This window comes from Glaciibacter sp. 2TAF33 (genome assembly GCF_052114945.1).
Classification (GTDB): domain Bacteria; phylum Actinomycetota; class Actinomycetes; order Actinomycetales; family Microbacteriaceae; genus Cryobacterium.
This window is the reverse complement of the sequence record NZ_JBFRFS010000002.1, coordinates 296,111-311,690: the sequence shown is the minus strand read 5'-3', so window position 1 is coordinate 311,690 and position 15,580 is coordinate 296,111. Positions and strand designations below refer to the sequence as shown.

18 protein-coding genes are annotated in these 15,580 nt (G+C 64.7%); 12 read left to right on the top strand and 6 right to left on the bottom strand.

Annotation, left to right across the window (positions count from 1 at the left end; genetic code table 11):
• From AB4Y94_RS03070 to AB4Y94_RS03055, 4 genes are all read left to right on the top strand, one after another.
• Positions 1–801 (top strand): biotin/lipoyl-containing protein (locus tag AB4Y94_RS03070; protein WP_441724596.1); only part of this gene is annotated, 801 nt, incomplete at its 5' end.
• Between the two features lie 134 nt (positions 802–935).
• Positions 936–2,096, top strand: a complete 1,161-nt coding sequence (locus AB4Y94_RS03065) for a Re/Si-specific NAD(P)(+) transhydrogenase subunit alpha (protein ID WP_441724595.1) — start codon at positions 936–938, stop codon at positions 2,094–2,096.
• Positions 2,096–2,407, top strand: coding sequence for an NAD(P) transhydrogenase subunit alpha (locus AB4Y94_RS03060; RefSeq protein WP_441724593.1), 312 nt, complete (start codon positions 2,096–2,098; stop codon positions 2,405–2,407). Before AB4Y94_RS03065 ends, AB4Y94_RS03060 begins: the two co-directional genes overlap by 1 nt.
• Positions 2,404–3,777, top strand: a complete 1,374-nt coding sequence (locus AB4Y94_RS03055) for an NAD(P)(+) transhydrogenase (Re/Si-specific) subunit beta (protein WP_441724591.1) — start codon at positions 2,404–2,406, stop codon at positions 3,775–3,777. The genes AB4Y94_RS03060 and AB4Y94_RS03055 overlap by 4 nt, the downstream gene beginning before the upstream one ends.
• A 31-nt stretch (positions 3,778–3,808) precedes the next feature.
• Here AB4Y94_RS03055 and AB4Y94_RS03050 read toward each other — a convergent pair whose 3' ends face one another.
• Positions 3,809–4,309, bottom strand: coding sequence for an NADPH-dependent FMN reductase (locus AB4Y94_RS03050; protein ID WP_441724589.1), 501 nt, complete (start codon positions 4,307–4,309; stop codon positions 3,809–3,811).
• Between the two features lie 67 nt (positions 4,310–4,376).
• On the opposite strand from AB4Y94_RS03050, the gene AB4Y94_RS03045 reads away from it, so the two are divergent.
• From AB4Y94_RS03045 to AB4Y94_RS03035, 3 genes are read left to right on the top strand one after another with little or no spacing between them, the layout of a single operon-like run.
• A complete protein-coding gene (locus tag AB4Y94_RS03045) occupies positions 4,377–5,420 on the top strand; it encodes a D-2-hydroxyacid dehydrogenase family protein (RefSeq protein WP_441724588.1) in 1,044 nt (347 codons plus the stop codon).
• 51 nt (positions 5,421–5,471) lie between these two features.
• The gene (locus AB4Y94_RS03040) at positions 5,472–6,326 is read left to right on the top strand and encodes a sugar phosphate isomerase/epimerase family protein (protein ID WP_441724586.1); all 855 of its coding nucleotides are present in this window, start codon (positions 5,472–5,474) and stop codon (positions 6,324–6,326) included.
• A complete protein-coding gene (locus AB4Y94_RS03035) occupies positions 6,323–7,165 on the top strand; it encodes a hypothetical protein (protein ID WP_441724584.1) in 843 nt (280 codons plus the stop codon). The genes AB4Y94_RS03040 and AB4Y94_RS03035 overlap by 4 nt, the downstream gene beginning before the upstream one ends.
• 18 nt (positions 7,166–7,183) lie before the next feature.
• Here AB4Y94_RS03035 and AB4Y94_RS03030 read toward each other — a convergent pair whose 3' ends face one another.
• On the bottom strand, positions 7,184–8,074 hold the full coding sequence (locus tag AB4Y94_RS03030; protein ID WP_441724582.1) for a TIGR03619 family F420-dependent LLM class oxidoreductase: 891 nt from the start codon (positions 8,072–8,074) through the stop codon (positions 7,184–7,186).
• Between the two features lie 100 nt (positions 8,075–8,174).
• Positions 8,175–8,585: an SRPBCC family protein gene (locus AB4Y94_RS03025; protein WP_441724580.1), complete on the bottom strand. Its 411-nt coding sequence runs from the start codon at positions 8,583–8,585 to the stop codon at positions 8,175–8,177.
• Positions 8,586–8,678: 93 nt separating this feature from the next.
• On the opposite strand from AB4Y94_RS03025, the gene AB4Y94_RS03020 reads away from it, so the two are divergent.
• From AB4Y94_RS03020 to AB4Y94_RS03000, 5 genes are all read left to right on the top strand, one after another.
• Positions 8,679–9,704 carry an LLM class flavin-dependent oxidoreductase gene (locus tag AB4Y94_RS03020; RefSeq protein ID WP_441724578.1) on the top strand — a complete coding sequence of 342 codons (1,026 nt, stop codon included), beginning with the start codon at positions 8,679–8,681 and terminating at the stop codon, positions 9,702–9,704.
• Positions 9,705–9,893: 189 nt separating this feature from the next.
• Positions 9,894–10,706: a FadR/GntR family transcriptional regulator gene (locus AB4Y94_RS03015; RefSeq protein ID WP_441724576.1), complete on the top strand. Its 813-nt coding sequence runs from the start codon at positions 9,894–9,896 to the stop codon at positions 10,704–10,706.
• Between the two features lie 61 nt (positions 10,707–10,767).
• Positions 10,768–11,592: an amidohydrolase family protein gene (locus tag AB4Y94_RS03010; RefSeq protein ID WP_441724574.1), complete on the top strand. Its 825-nt coding sequence runs from the start codon at positions 10,768–10,770 to the stop codon at positions 11,590–11,592.
• Between the two features lie 173 nt (positions 11,593–11,765).
• Positions 11,766–13,340, top strand: coding sequence for a flavin-containing monooxygenase (locus AB4Y94_RS03005; RefSeq protein WP_441724572.1), 1,575 nt, complete (start codon positions 11,766–11,768; stop codon positions 13,338–13,340).
• Positions 13,341–13,342: 2 nt separating this feature from the next.
• A complete protein-coding gene (locus AB4Y94_RS03000; RefSeq protein WP_441724570.1) occupies positions 13,343–13,504 on the top strand; it encodes a hypothetical protein in 162 nt (53 codons plus the stop codon).
• Between the two features lie 81 nt (positions 13,505–13,585).
• Here AB4Y94_RS03000 and AB4Y94_RS02995 read toward each other — a convergent pair whose 3' ends face one another.
• The 3 genes from AB4Y94_RS02995 to AB4Y94_RS02985 form a co-directional block, all read right to left on the bottom strand.
• Positions 13,586–14,074, bottom strand: coding sequence for an HtaA domain-containing protein (locus tag AB4Y94_RS02995; RefSeq protein ID WP_441724568.1), 489 nt, complete (start codon positions 14,072–14,074; stop codon positions 13,586–13,588).
• Between the two features lie 38 nt (positions 14,075–14,112).
• Positions 14,113–14,313, bottom strand: coding sequence for a ferredoxin (locus AB4Y94_RS02990; RefSeq protein WP_441724567.1), 201 nt, complete (start codon positions 14,311–14,313; stop codon positions 14,113–14,115).
• 144 nt (positions 14,314–14,457) lie between these two features.
• Positions 14,458–15,573: a Gfo/Idh/MocA family protein gene (locus AB4Y94_RS02985; RefSeq protein ID WP_441724565.1), complete on the bottom strand. Its 1,116-nt coding sequence runs from the start codon at positions 15,571–15,573 to the stop codon at positions 14,458–14,460.
• Positions 15,574–15,580 lie beyond the last annotated feature (7 nt).

The following is a 15,580-nucleotide window of genomic DNA, read 5'->3' as shown; positions in this document are numbered from 1 at the left end:
GTGCCGAAAGTCACCCCGTCCTCGAAAGTCGTCGGCGACCTGGCCCTGTACCTGGCCGCGGTGAACGCCGACCCGGCGGACTTCGAGGCGAACCCGGACAAGTACGACGTCCCGGACTCGGTGGTCGGGTTCATGGCCGGTGAGCTCGGGGACCTCCCCGGCGGCTGGCCGGAACCGTTCCGCAGCAAGGTCCTCGCCGGCCGCACCATCAAGATCGGTGTCACCGAGATCACCGACACCGAACGCACCGCGTTGAACGGCGACAGCACCACCCGGCGGCAGATGCTGAACCAGCTGTTGTTCCCCGCGCCGACCCGCCAGTTCGAACAGATCCGGGAACTCTTCGGCGACCTCTCCGTCGTCGACACCGTCGACTATTTGTACGGCCTGAACCAGGGCAGCGAACACGTCGTCGAGATCGACAAGGGTGTGCGCCTCTACGTGGGCCTGGAAGCCATCGGCGAAGCCGACGACAAGGGCATGCGCACCGTGATGACCATCCTCAACGGGCAACTCCGCCCCGTGTTCGTCCGCGACCGGTCCATCACCGTGCAGTCCAAAGCCGCCGAGAAAGCGGACGCGAACCGGCCCGGCCAGATCGCCGCCCCGTTCTCCGGCGTCGTCACCCTCCAAATCGACGACGGCGACCAGGTCGAAGCCGGCCAGGCCGTCGCCTCCATCGAGGCCATGAAAATGGAAGCCGCGATCACCACCCCCATCGCCGGCACCATCGAACGCGTCGCCATCCCCAAGACCGCCCAGGTCGACGCCGGCGACCTGCTCGTGGTGGTGCGGCCATAGCCCAAACACCGTACCGCGCCCGCTGATCTCGGGCGCGTTCTTGACAACCGATTGATTGCAGGGAGACACCAATGTCCTTCGTTTCAGCATCGCCACGTGCACCGTCAGTGCGCGACTATCCGAATGAGGTTCGCGTGAGGGCCGGCATCGCGCGCGAGCGCGTTGAGGGCGAACGCCGCGTGGCGGCCACGCCGGAGTCGGTGGGCCAACTCGTGTCCCTCGGTCTCGATGTGACGATCGAGTCCGGGGCGGGAATCACCGCTGGGCACTCCGACGCTTCCTTTTCGGACGCCGGTGCCACCGTCGTGTCCTCGCTGGACGTCGAGAGCCTCGACCTTTTCGCTCACGTGCGCCCGCTCACCCCCGAGTTCGTTTCCCGTGTCCGGCCCGGCGCCATCACAATCGGACTCGCCTCTCCCGCCGCGGAGCTGCCCACTGTGCAGGCTCTGGCAGAGCGCGGCGTCACCGCCTTCGCCCTCGAGCTGGTTCCGCGCATCTCCCGCGCGCAGTCGATGGACGCGCTCAGCTCCCAGGCACTGGTCGCCGGTTACCGCTCCGTGATCGAAGCGGCGACGCGCTTCCCACGGTTCTTTCCCCTTTATATGACCGCGGCCGGCACCATACCGCCGGCCAGTGTGCTGGTGCTCGGAGCGGGAGTCGCCGGTCTACAGGCCATCGGAACAGCCAAGCGGCTCGGTGCCAGGGTGAGCGCCAACGATGTGCGGCCGGCATCCGCCGACGAAGTGAAGTCAATGGGCGGGAAGTTCATCACCCTCGACCTCGACGCGAAAGCCGCCGAGGGAACCGGCGGCTACGCCAGGGAGCTGGGCCAGGACCGCGCCGCCCGGCAGCGTGAGCTGCTGACCCCGCACGTGGCAGCATCCGACGTGCTGATCACAACCGCCGCCATCCCCGGGCGCCCTGCCCCGCTGCTCGTCACGACCGAGATGGTGGCCGGTATGAAGGCCGGGTCGGTGGTCATCGATCTCGCCGCGGAAACCGGCGGAAACGTCGAAGGAGTGGTCGCGGGCGAGGACACCCTGGTCGCGACGCGTGCCGGTGACGGGTTTGTGACGCTGGTTGGAATGAAGGACGCCGCATCCGCAATGGCGACGGATGCCTCGCGTCTCTACGCGAAGAACGTCGCCAACCTGCTCGCGCTGATGATCAACGACGGAGCCGTCGGCCTGGACTTCGACGATGAAGTGATCGCGGGGGCGTGCCTCACCCACGCAGGGCGGGTGCGACATGCGCCGACGCTCGAGTCAATGAACGCTTTGGAAGGAGCCCGCTGATGGATCCCGTCACCCTCTTGACGCTTGTCGTACTGTCCGTCTTCGTCGGATTCGAGGTGGTGTCCAAGGTATCGAGCACGCTGCACACCCCGCTGATGTCCGGAGCCAACGCCATCCACGGCATCATCCTGATCGGCGCCATCATCGTGGCCGGCCAGGCCGACGACCCGTGGCTGCTCACCGTGGCGCTGATCGCGGTGGTACTGGCGACCGCAAACCTGGTCGGCGGCTTCGTCGTCACCGATCGAATGCTCCACATGTTCCGTGGTCGCCGGGCGACCCGCCCCGAAGTGAAGGAGGACGCCGCATGAGCATCCTGTCCCTCGAGTGGACCGCCCTGCTCTACCTGGCGGCCGCAGTCTGCTTCATCCTCGCCCTCAAAGGGCTGAGCTCACCCCGCACCGCCCGCCGCGGCAACCTGATCGGCGCCGGCGGTGCCCTCCTCGCAGTCGTGACGGTGTTCCTCTCGGTCAAGCTGGAGAACATCCCACTGATCCTGGTGGCCATCGCGGTGGGGTCGGCCATCGCCACCCCGATCGCCCGCCGGGTGCAGATGACGCAGATGCCACAGCTCGTGGCTTTGTTCAACGGCGTCGGCGGCGGCGCGGCGGCGCTGGTGGCCGTGCTCGAACTCGGCCACAACACCGACCCGTGGTTCCGGCTCGCCGTGGTGTTCACGATGCTCATCGGCGCCGTGTCCTTCGCGGGCTCCAGTGTGACGGTGGCCAAACTGCAGGAACTGATCACCACCCGCCCGGTGGTGTTCCCCGGGATGCGCTGGATCATGACGCTCGCGCTCGTTGCGGTCATCGTCGCCGGCGGTTTCGTCATCGCCAGCGGTTCCACCGGCTGGGCTATCGCACTCCTGGCGTTGGGACTCCTGGCCGGGCTGCTACTGGTGCTGCCCGTCGGCGGCGCCGACGTGCCCATCGTGATCTCGCTGCTGAACGCCTTCACCGGTCTCGCCGTCGCGGCATCCGGTCTCGTGCTCGGCAACGTGCTCCTGGTCGTGGCCGGAACCCTCGTCGGCGCCAGCGGTACCATTCTCACCCGGGCAATGGCGGCGGCAATGGGCCGCGGCGTGAGCGGCATCATGTTCGGCGCATTCCGCGGCGGCTCGACGGCGGGATCGACCGTGCAGAGCGATCGCCCGGTGCGCTCCTCGTCCGCGGAAGATGTCGCGGTGCTGCTGGGGTACGCCCAGCGTGTGGTCATTGTGCCCGGCTACGGGCTCGCGGTGGCGCAAGGCCAGCACACCATCGCCGAACTGGCCACGGCCCTCGAAGCACGCGGCATCGACGTGGCCTTCGCGATCCACCCGGTCGCCGGCCGGATGCCCGGACACATGAACGTGCTCCTTGCCGAGGCAAATGTGCCCTACGAGTCGCTGAAGGAGATGGCGGAGGCCAACCCCGAATTCAAGAACACGGACGTCACCCTGGTCGTCGGCGCGAACGACGTGGTCAACCCGGCCGCACAGACCTCCCCGGGCTCGCCCATCTACGGCATGCCGATCCTCGAAGTCGGACACGCGAACCAGGTGGTCTTCCTTAAGCGTTCGATGCGGCCCGGGTTCGCCGGAATCGAGAACGAGTTGCTCTTCGACGCGAAGACGACGTTGCTGTTCGGCGACGCGAAGGATTCCCTCGGGAAGGTCCTGGTGGCGGTGAACGCGCTTTAGCGTCGCCGGCGCTCGTGGCGTCGCGCGACGATCACAGCAGCGGTCTCGTCAGTCGCGCCACGACGGGAGCCCAACGATGTCCGTATGCATCGATGCGGCCATCCGATTCGAATTCGGACTCAAGGAGGAAGAGTCCGGGAAGCGCCGTCGTCGCTCCCAGCTCCGCCAGTACCGGCTTCAGAGTCAGCTCTGCGGCGAGAGCGTGATCCATCGCGCCCCCCACCATCACGGGGACGGCGACGACGTCTTGCATACCGGTCGCCCCCGCGAATTTGTCGAGGAAAGTCTTGAGCAGGCCGGTGTACGTCGCTTTGTAGGTGGGGGTGGCGATGACGGCGAGGTCAGAGCGGCCGACCGTGGCGACGGCCGCGGCGATGTCGTCGTCGCCCCATTCGAGCAGCGCAGGGCCGAGGTCGACCACCTCAATCACGCAGTCGGCCGGATTGCCGGACAACGCTTCGGCGACGCGTTCCGCCGCGGCGCGGGTGCGCGAATTCCGCTTGGGGTTTCCCACCACGACAGTTACGAACATGAGTTTCGCCTTCCCTGTTTTGCCAATCCCTTTAATAGATCAAGTATATTAATGATGGAATCCAGCAGTGACGTTGAGTAACGATGGGCAGGTCCGAGTGAACGCTGAGCACGAATCGGTTCGAACGGACGACGGACGGCGTCCCATCAAGGTTGCCGTCATCCACGACTATCTCGGCATCGCGGAGGCCTCCGCGGACTGGTCGGCTGTGAAGTCCCTCGCCGACGTGGACTTCTTTTCAGAGGCGTTCGCCGACGACGACGCGATCGCTCGGGCGCTGGTCGAGTATGACGTGATCAGCACGATGCGTGAACGGCTTCCGCTGACGGCATCTCTGATGGACCGGCTTCCGCGGCTGCGACTTTTCGTGGCCACGTCACAGTCAAACCGGGTGATCGACTTTGACGCCGCGGAGAAACGCGGGATAGAGATCGCCGCCACGGAGGACGGCGCATACGCCCGCGTGGCCACGGCGGAGCTGACGTGGGGACTCATTCTCGCGGCAACGCGCGGCATCGCGGCCGAGGACCGAGCGATCCGCGAGGGCCGGTGGCAGACCGGTGTCTTTCCGGCGCTCTACGGGCGGACGATCGGGATCGTCGGCCTCGGTGGGACTGGCCGCTACATCGCTCGTTTCGCACGTGAGTTCGGCATGCGGGTTCTGGCGTACAGTCCGCACCTTTCGAAGATGGCAGCCGTCGAGGGGGGCGCCGAACCGGTCGGACTGGACGAACTGCTCGAGCGCAGTGACGTTGTGACGATCCACATGGTCCTCTCCGAGTCCAGTCGGCACATCATCGATGCACGCCGAATCGCACTCATGAAGCCGTCGGCGGTCCTCGTCAACACGTCACGCGGTCCCCTCATCGACGAAGCGGCACTCATCCACGCTCTCCGCGATCGGCGAATCGCCGGCGCCGCTCTCGATGTCTTCGACGTTGAACCGCTCCCGGCCGGCCATCCGTTCACCGAATTGGACAATGTCGTCCTGAGCCCGCACAGCGGCGGATTCACCGAGGAGACCTACCGGGTGTGGCACCAGGGCAGTGCCGATGCGGTTCTCGCATTCCTTGAGCGGCGCGACATTCCGCTTCATCATCGTCGCCCGTGACTGCTGGCGCCAGCGAGGCGGTTGCGGTCGGCCATCAACTTGGAGTACTCCATGACAAATACCGTCGGGCTGGGACTTGAGGGTTTCACCTTCCCCGGACTGGACCCTTTTGAACTGGTCGATCTCGCGGCGCAAGCCGGATACACGCATGTCGGCATCCGGTTGATTGACCCCGCAACGAATACTCCGAGGCTCACACCGGGTGAGGCCCGGAATTTGCGCTCGCTCGCCCGGGAACGCGAGATCACACTGCACGGCGCCGACATCATCGATCTCGAAGGACCGCGTGTGATGTGGGAAGAGAGCCTCTCGACACTGGCGGCGTGCGGCATCACACGGCTCAGCTCGTTCTGCCGCGGTGCCGATATGAAAGTCGCAAGCCGGCACTTCCGCGATTTCGTCGCCCAGGGTCGAGAGTACGCTGTCACGCCATATGTGGAACCGGTGTCGTACTTCGGCGTGAATTCGATCGGTGTGGCCGCTGACCTCATCGCAGACGCGGGAGGCGGCGGGATCACGCTCGACACGCTGCACTTCGGCCGCGCCGGAGATGATCTCACCCTGCTCGCGGAAATCGCGCGAAGCATCCCATTCTGGGTGCAGGTGTGCGATGGTCCTGCGTTGGAGGAACTCGTCCCAGCCGGAGCCACTGTCCAGGAGCGGACTGCGTTGTTGCGTCACGAGAGTATTGCGTGTCGTTTGCTCCCCGGCGAGGGCGTCTGCGGTGTCACCGACGTCGTCCGGGCAGTCCGCGCGAACGCGCCTGGCTCTGACCTCGTGCTCATGGTCGAGGCTCCGAATCATGAGGGAGTCCGCGACGTCGGCCCACTCGCGTACGCCTCCGCCGGTCGCACGGCCGCGTCGAATGTCATCGCCCAATCCGGCTGCACGGAGGACCACGCATGAACGTCGCCCAGCCCAGCGCTCTGACCGGCCCCGTCGACGTCGGTGTCGGTCATGCACTCATAACCCTGGTCGCGCCGCGGCGAGGGCGCGAGCGAGACTACAACCGCTGGTATGAAGACGACCATTTCTGGGCGGGAGGGCTGTACTGCCCGTGGATCTTCGCGGGTCGCCGATGGACGGCGACTCGAGGGCTGACCGAGCTTCGGTACCCGGCGGTCACACCCGTGGTGGATGACGTAGCGGACGGGTCGTATCTCACCACCTATTGGATCGCTTCGGGCCGTCTGCGGGAGGCGACGGACTGGCTCGCCGCGATGAATGCCCGCCTGGGTGAGGAAGGGCGCATCTTCACGGATCGAGACCACGTCTACACGTCATTCACCGATCATGTGGGGACGGTGTATCGCGACTCTGGCGTGCCACGAGACGTCTTCAGCCTCATGGACCCCGCACCCGGGCTCGTTCTCGGGCTGGTGGACGCCGAGAGCGCCGATGACCGACCACGGCTGGAGCGCTGGCTCCTCGACGATTATCTTCCCGCGGCCGTGGTCCCGGGCGGCCACTCAACGTCTGCCATGGTCTTTCGCACCAACCCGCCGGATCCTCGGCTGCGACCCGACGTGCTCGACCGGCTGGCGCGAGTGGCAGGAAACGGGGGTCGCCTCACCATCCTTTGGTTCCTGGACCGTGATCCGGCGACGCAGTGGACAGCGACGTTTGCGCGGGTCGGCGAAGAGATTGCCGTCGGTGGGGGCGAGTTGACGCTACTCGCCCCCTTTATCCCGAGCATGATGGGGACCGACGCGTACGCTGACGTCATCCGTCCCCAGGGCGGATGACGCCAGTCGCCTCCTTCGTCAGGCCAGCGTTCCTGCCAACTCTTCCAACTGTGCGAGCCATTCGGAGGCGTTCGTTATCGACGTGTCGAAGTTGGTGTCGATGATCACTCCCTCGATCCCGTGACGCCGTGCATCAGCGATGACCTCGCCGATGCCGTCGACACCGAGCTTGACGCCAGCTGTCGATTCTGTGGCGGTTCGATACACCATGCGCACGGGCGGTCGACCTTCAGGTCGCCAGGAATTGATCCGCTCGAGCGTAGCCATCGCATCATCGAGGGAGGTGGCTGGACCGCCTGGATTCCAGAGGTCGAAGTCGCGCGCGGTGCGCCGCAGCCCGGCCTCCGACCACATGCCGGCCATCAGCGGGATCGGCTGCGGTGGTTTCGGTCGCATGATTCCGTCAGGGATATCGAACGTGGGGGACTCGTGCCGGATCGGATCTTCATCCCAGCATGCGCGCAGGGCAGGGATGAAGTCGTCGAGCCGCTTCCCGCGCGTGGAGGGGTCCACACCGGCGGCGATGTGCTCCTCGCGCGACCATCCCACTCCGAACCCCGCGATGAACCGCCCCCCGGACAGTTGGGCAAGGGTCGCGAGCCGGTTGGCGAGCGGTGCCGGGTGGTGATAACCGGCGACCAGGATGCTGGTGCCGATGCCGATGCCGGGCGCCCACGCCGCTATGGCTGCAAGGGTCTCGAGCGGCGAGTACACCGACTCGTACACGGACCGCTGGGTTCCGCCCGAGCGCTGGGGATAGGCCGAGAGCGAATCGGTCGCGAAGAGGAAATGCTCCTGGACCCACAGGGAGTCGAATCCCAACTCCTGGCTACGAATGCTGTAGTCGCGTATGAGCCCAACGTCCACGAGGGCGCCGAGTTGCGGCACGGCCAGCCCCACGAACGTCACGTCGCACACTCCGTCGTTGATCGGTACATGAGCGCATGGCCCCTTCTGTTCGTTGGTTCCTGACGCCCGCGTCGGGCGTGTTCACTTCGAGTCGTGTCGCTCATCGAGTCGAGACCGCGTGCGCGAGCGCCTCGATGCGAGACTGCAGTGTCGTCGAGATGGCATCCTGCTGTTCGGAACTCATGTCACCGTCACGGATGGACTGCCAGAGCACGATTGTGCGGTCGGGGCCGTTGTGGCCAAGCCGGATGTCGACCGTCGACAGAGCGCCAGCCTCGGTCTGCACTGAGTAGCGGAGATGCCACTCGTCGGCGTCCCTGTCCTCGAGTGTTTCTGCGATGCGTGCGCCACCCTGCGCCGTGATTGTGCGTGTCATGCCGATTCCGTCACCGGCAATTTCCGCGCTGGCCACGAATGGGTTCCACGCCGCTACCCCACCGAAATCTCCCACGACGGCCCAGACCGCTGACGGGGACGCCTCGATCTCACCACTCACTTCGACTATTGTCACTGTAATCCTCGCTATCATTTTAAGACTAGTTGTATTCTGCCTCTGAGGGGAGCAGGACTCAATGTCTTCTCATCGAAACGGAGAGATCAATTCATGAAATTCGCAAGCGAACTGTTGCAGATCCCCGGCCCGGCAGACGTCACAGACACGGTCATCAGCCGGGCCACGCTCCTCGACGCGTTGGGCTTCGACATCGGGATGGTTGGGCATCACCGTTTCGCGCGGGGCAACCCCTCTGCCGTCTTCACCCTGCTGGCTGCGGTCGCCGCGCGTACCGAGCGGATCATGCTCGGCCCCGGGGTGCTGGTCCTCCCGGCCTACCATCCGCTCGATATCGCGGAACAGGTCGCCACTTTGGACCAGGTGTCACATGGCCGCGCGTTCGTCGGTGTCGGAGCGGGATACCGGGCCCCGGAACTGGCCGCGACCGGACGCAATCCCGACGATCGCGGCTCGCTCATGACTGAGGCACTCGAGGTGCTTGAGGCGGTCTGGAGCAACGAGTCTGCGAGCTATCACGGACAACACTTCCAGTTCGACGACGTGACCATTGAGCCACGCCCGGTGCAGCAGCCTCACCCGCTCGTGATCGTCGGGACGAAGGCCAAGGTCGGAGCACGACGTGCCGGCCGCCTCGCCGACGGCATCCTCGGGGGTCTGGTGCAGACGGTCGACGAATTTCGGCCGACGATCGAGCTGTACTCCGAGACGGCGCGGGCAAACGATCGTACCGCGCGCCTGTGGTTGCAGCGCAGCGTGTGCATCGCGGACTCCCGAGCCGAACTCGAAGACAGCTGGCTTCCGGGCTTCCTGGATAACCGCCGTGGGAAACTCCTGCTTGGGCCTAACCTGGCATCGTCAGCAGTCGACCACGCCATCCTCGCCGGGCGCACTCCGAGTCTGGAAGAGGCGGCAGGGGGGTGCGCGATCATCGGAACCGCGGACCAGGTGATCGAGCAGATTCGTGAGCTCCAGCAGCAGGTCGAGGTTGACGCGCTGGTCGTGAACCACCACTGGTCCACGGGTGACAATCCTCGGATCGAGCACCAACTCCGGCGATTCGCTGACGAGGTATTACCCGCCTTCCAACCGGTTGCTTCGGCGGCGGGCCCGCGGTGACAAACCGCACGGTTCGAAAATCATCAATGGCGCGCCAATTCATGCTTTCGGGCGTATTGTGGCGATAATGACAGGGATGGAAAAGATGCTCGTGGATCGAGCACGACCGAAGAGCTCTCACCCGAGCAATTCTTCGGCTGCTGTGCGCACCTGCCGGCAGCCACGCCCCCGTTCCAAAGGAGCAATGCGATGACCACCCTGAGCGATCGAGTACCTACCAGGGGAAACGGCATTCAGCAGGTGAGAGTCGCGGAGACGGTGGCCACCGAATTGCGCCGACGCATCCTGCGCGGTGACTTCCCGGATGGGGCGCTGCCCAAGCAGGACCAATTGCGTGAAGAGTACGGTATCAGCCACCCATCACTGCGAGAAGCCTTGCGCATTCTCGAGACGGAAGGTCTGGTGGTGGTCCGTCGCGGCAACGTGGGTGGCGCGATGGTGCAGCAACCCGGTGAGGCTCGGTTCGGTTACACGCTTGGCCTGGCCCTGCAGTCGTCTGGCACACACGTCCAGGAGTTGGCGACGGCGGTTGCAACATTGGAGCCTGTTTGCGCGCGGTTGTGCGCCGAGAATCCCAAGCGGTCCAAGGACATAGTGCCGCGGCTCCGCGCGATCCTCGACACCACGAGGGACGAAGGAGAAACCAGCGAAGGTGTCCCGTTCACTCGGTCGGCCCGCAGTTTCCACTCGGCGGTTGTCGATCTGTGCGGCAACGAGCCGACGAAGATGATCGTCGGCGGTCTCGTCGCGCTGTGGGACGCCCAGGAAGAGGCGTGGGCGCAACACCTCACCGCCGAAGGCCAGTATCCCGGCCACGACCGCCGCGTCGCGACGATTGACGCTCACAGCCAGCTACTCGACCTCATTGAGGCGGGCGACGGCCCGGGCGCCGAGGACTTCTCACGCCGCCACATCCGTTCGACCCAGAAGGTGGTCCTGTCGCGGATCGAGGATCGCGTCATCCAAGCGTCTTCGGTGCGCGCGAACATACTCGGCTCGTAGCCGGGCGCCAGGGGGCATTCGACGTATGAACAGCGGACGACCGATTCCACGGCGCCCAGAGGTGATTGACGCCTGGATTCAGCCGTGGACGAAGGAGATCGTAGACGGGCTCCCGTGGCGCACTGCAAACGTGTTCAAGCGGTACGGCGAGTCCCGCGCCATGCACGGGATTCCGCTCGAAGTGATGATGGAAGAGCTGGATGCGTCGCCTGTCGACTTGGCGCTGATTTCCGGCGGCCCGGTCATGCCGAACTCGATCGTCCTGGAATGCCTTGAACGGTGGCCCGACCGACTCATCGGAGTCGTGGCGGTAGACCCCACCGACGGCATCATGAAAGCTGTTCGCGAGCTTGAGGCGCTGGCTCGGGACTACCCGATCTGCGCGATGAAACTCGAGCCGTTCTATCACTGGGCCGATCCAACGCACCGGTGGTTCTATCCGCTCTACGCCAAGTGCGAGGAACTCGGCCTGGCAGTACAGACGCAGGTCGGCGGCACCGGCCCGTACTACCCCTCGCGCTCGGGCCAGCCGCTCCACATCGACGACGTCGCACTGGATTTCCCGGATCTCTCGATCGTGTGTGGACACGTCGGAACTCCGTGGGCTGAAGAGATGATGCACGTCGCGTGGAAGCACGAGAACGTCTTCATTGACACGTCGGCACGGCTGCCGAAGCATTTCGAGCCGAGCTTCGTGAAATTCCTTTCTCGATACGGGCAGGACCGGTGCATCTACGCGAGCGACTGGCCACTGCTAGACATGGATCGGCCGCTGGTTCAGGTCGACGACCTGAACCTGACCGAAGACGTCAGGCGCAAGTTCCTCGCGGAAAACGCCATTCGGGCCTTCCGGTTGGAACGGTTCATCGCGGAAGACCCCGCCTGATTCGACGGCCGGCGGTCCCGAAACAGGACTCCGGGCAACGTGGCCCGGGAGCGAAGCCGGCTCGGTGGGTGCCGGGCGGGCTCCGAGCGGGGGCGCCACATTGACGGAGCAAACCGCACTCGCTATCATTGAAATATCATATTCAGTTTTGATATATCAAATTCGGAGAGACAATGAAGTTCTCGCGCAATCGACCAACTCCCCGCATCGCAATCATTGGCGGTGGCTTCGGCGGCATTGGCATCAGCGTTCTGCTCAAGAAGGCAGGAATTGACTCATTCGAGGTCTTCGAGAAATCAGCCAACATCGGTGGGGTCTGGTGGGACAACCGCTATCCCGGCGCGGAGGTCGATACGCCCTCGGTGATGTACTCGTATTCGTTCGAGCCGTACCGCTGGAGCCGGACCCACGTCCGGCAGGCCGAACTCCTCGAATACATGGAGTTCGTCGCCGAGAAGCATGACATTGTGCGCCATGTGCACACCCACACAACGGTTGTGCGCGCTGACTGGAGCGATAAGGCCCAGCAGTACACCGTGGCATTCGGCGATGGGTCAAGGCGCGCCTTCGACATCGTGATCAGCGCGGTCGGTCTGCTGTCCGACCCCCGCTACCCCACCTGGCCGGGTCTTGATGCCTTCAAGGGCGAGAAGTTCCATACTTCGCGCTGGGACCAGTCGATCGACCTGGCCGGAAAGCGCGTAGCCGTGGTTGGCACGGGGTCAACCGCAGTGCAGATCGTGCCCAACATCGCGCCGATCGCCGATAAGGTGACGCTTTTCCAGCGGGAGCCGGGGTGGGTCCTCCCAAAGGGCGCACAAACCTTCGGGCCCGCTGAGCGCGAAGCCCTGAACGATCCGATCGCGCAGAAACTCGTTCGCTGGGGAATGCTCGTCCAGCGCGAGAAGTTCCAGTTCCGGAACGCGGCATGGCGCCCGGGTACACCGCAGAATGTCGCTTCCGAGAAAGCGGCCCGCGCTTACATCGCGAACGTGTTCGCAGATCGACCCGACCTCGCCGCACTCGTGACCCCCGGCTACCCCTTCGGTGGCAAGCGTCCGATTCTGACCGACGACTTCTACCCGTCTCTTCTTCGCGAGAATGTCGAACTCGTCCCCCATGCGGTGGACTCCGTCACGCCGGACGGTCTGGTCGACATGAGCGGCACGCACCACGAAATCGACGTGCTGGTCATGTCGACGGGGTTCAAGTCATCCTTCGCCTCGACCTTCAACGTCACCGGGAGCAACGGAATCGACCTCCATTCCACGTGGGCCGGCGACGACAAGGCGTTCCTCGGGATCATGGTTCCGTCGTTCCCCAACTTCTTCATGCTGTATGGTCCGAACACCAACGGCGGCGCAATCGTGACGCACCTCGAGGAACAATGCCGCTACGTTGTCGCTGCCATCAAGCACCAGATACGGCATCGCTACTCTGCGCTCTCTGTCGACGAGTCCATCTCTGAGGCGTACAACGTCATCCTCCAGGATCGGCTCAAGGGCACCTCCTTCGACGGTGCGAACAACTACTACACGAGCCCCAGTGGAAGGATTATCACACAATGGTCGGACGGCGCGATCGTCTACGGTCTTGCGACCCGTTTACTGCGCCGTGTCGCATGGCGCGGCAAGCGGGTAGTCCGGTCATCCGTGCGGCCCCCCGTCGTGATTCCAGTCGACCTTGCAGCCGCACCAATACCGATCGACAACGAACTCGAAGACATCCTGCTAGCGAACGAGGTTTGATGATGAATTCCGGAATCCAATTCGCGAAGAATGTGACTGCCACGGGCCTCGGAGTGGCGGCGGTGTACGGAGCCGCACTGGTCGCGCTGCGCGCCCGTCGGGCGTGGAAAAACATGAAGATCATCCAGTCGGTCGACACCGGCTCCGTCTGGACCACCGAGTAAGCGCCTGCGCCTGAACCCGGCGAAACGAGGACCTTCGGTTCGGATAGCTCATGACACAGATCCGAGCCGAAGGTCCTCGGGTTAGCGCGTGAGGGAAATCCTGATCTCCATATCGTCGAACGGAGTACCGGCAGCATAGGTATCGTCGAACAGTTCCTCAGCCCCGGGGGCAAGACGGCTCGCGAGCACAAGCGTCGCCACTGAATCGTTCGCCCAGGAGTCGGAGACCCGCACTTCTGCCAGGTCTCGCCTGCCGCCGGCGAAACCGGTCTGCACCATTCCCGTTCCTGCGGTCAGCACGATCGTCAGCTCTCCGAGCCGGAAGTCGATCATGCCTGCGTGGCCACGGAATCGCACGCCACCGGAGAGAGCGATCTCGGCGTCGAGGGCATCCAGGTCGAAGACTGTCACCGTGTCCACCGGGAAGTAGAGCCGACCGTCCGGCAGGGACCCGCCACCGCCGTCGAGTATCTCATCCCCGTGTGCAACGCGCAGCACATAACGACGAAAGCTCCCGCGAACTCCCCACGCGAGGCCCTCGGTTTCCACGGACTGCACTACCTCAGGCACGCCACTGGCCCTTCGGTCGTCGCGTCCGGAGTCCTGTTTCAGTCGACTTCCACGAGTCGAAGTGCGTTGACCGGACAGCCGCTCACGGCGCTGCGCACGGATTCCAGCGCGCCCTCCGGCACGGCCGTCAACTCGTCCACCTCGAGCTCACCGTCGTCGTTGAGCACGAAAATATCCGGCGCCAGGCCTTCACAGATACCGAGACTGACGCACTTGTCTCGATCTACGACGATCTTCATTCAGTGACCTCCCACGCGTACGGGCGAGCTGCGCTGCTGCCACGACCGTGTGGAAGCGAACCCGATGTTTCCCAATCATAACAAACATAATGATATTGCCTGAAAGTGGCGTGAGGAACCGCCGGAGGTTCTGCGCGGTCGGCCTCAGGTAAGGCGCTGGGCAACACCGGTATCGGCGGCGCGACGCAAGGCCTCGAGCATCTGCTTCCGTGTGACGGCGTCATCGAAAGTCGGGGCGAGTCGCGTACCGTGGCGCAGATCGCTCTCGGCGAAGAGAAGTGCTTCGGCTACCGTCGCGGCGACGTACGGCAGTGAGGGGTCGGCGCGAACGTACGAGGGGGGGATCGGGAGCTCGTGCAGGGTGCTCTCTCCTGTCGTGGCCCCGTATATCGTCATGGGGCTCAACTGCAGACTCGACTGGGCCGTCACGACGATGGTGCCCTCGGTGCCGTTGATCTCCCAGTGCAGGGTTGTTCCCGCGGTTCGCCCACCCCGGTAGTGCGCCGAAATCATCACTCCGTCTGCGAGTTCGCCTGAAACGAGCAGCTGGTCCGGCGTCGTCTTCTCCACCGTGTCGTCGGTTCCCTCAAGGCGCACGATCGGGCGTTGGATTGCGGTCATCGCCGAGATCGCGGTGAATTCGCCGAGGACATTGCAGATGCCGTCGAGGTTGTGTCCGAACGGAATCGTCATCATCGTGCCGCCGAGCGAATCGTCCTGCAGATAGGCGTTGCCCGGATCGACGACGTCGCCCCACGGTCCGGCGGCGCCGACCAGCGTCGTGGAGAGCACCCGACCGACATAACCATGACGCACGAGGTCGCGGATGTAGCGCAGGCCGGGTGTAGACCGAGCCTGCAGGCCCGTCATGGCCGGGACTCCGGCGGTCGCGAACGCGTCTCGCAGCTGTGTGGTTTGCTGCAAATCGGAGCCCGAGGGCCACTCGCTGTAGACGGGCTTTCCTGCTCGTGCGATTTTCTGCAGGATTTCGTGGTGGTGCTCCACACGCACCGCGACGACCACGAGGTCGACAGCATCAGAGGCGATCAACGCGTCCGGGTTGTCGTACGCCTCTGGCACGCCGAATTCGTCGGCGGTCGCCTGAGCGGACTCCTGCCGGGTGGTGCTGACCGCAGTCAGCTGAAGTCCCGGTATCGATGCGATGGCGGGCAGGTGCGCGAGTCTGCCCCACCCCGTTCCGGAGGCGCCGATGAGACCGACGCGGATTGGGCTGTCAGCGGCGAATGCGGGCAGTGGCATGGGAGGA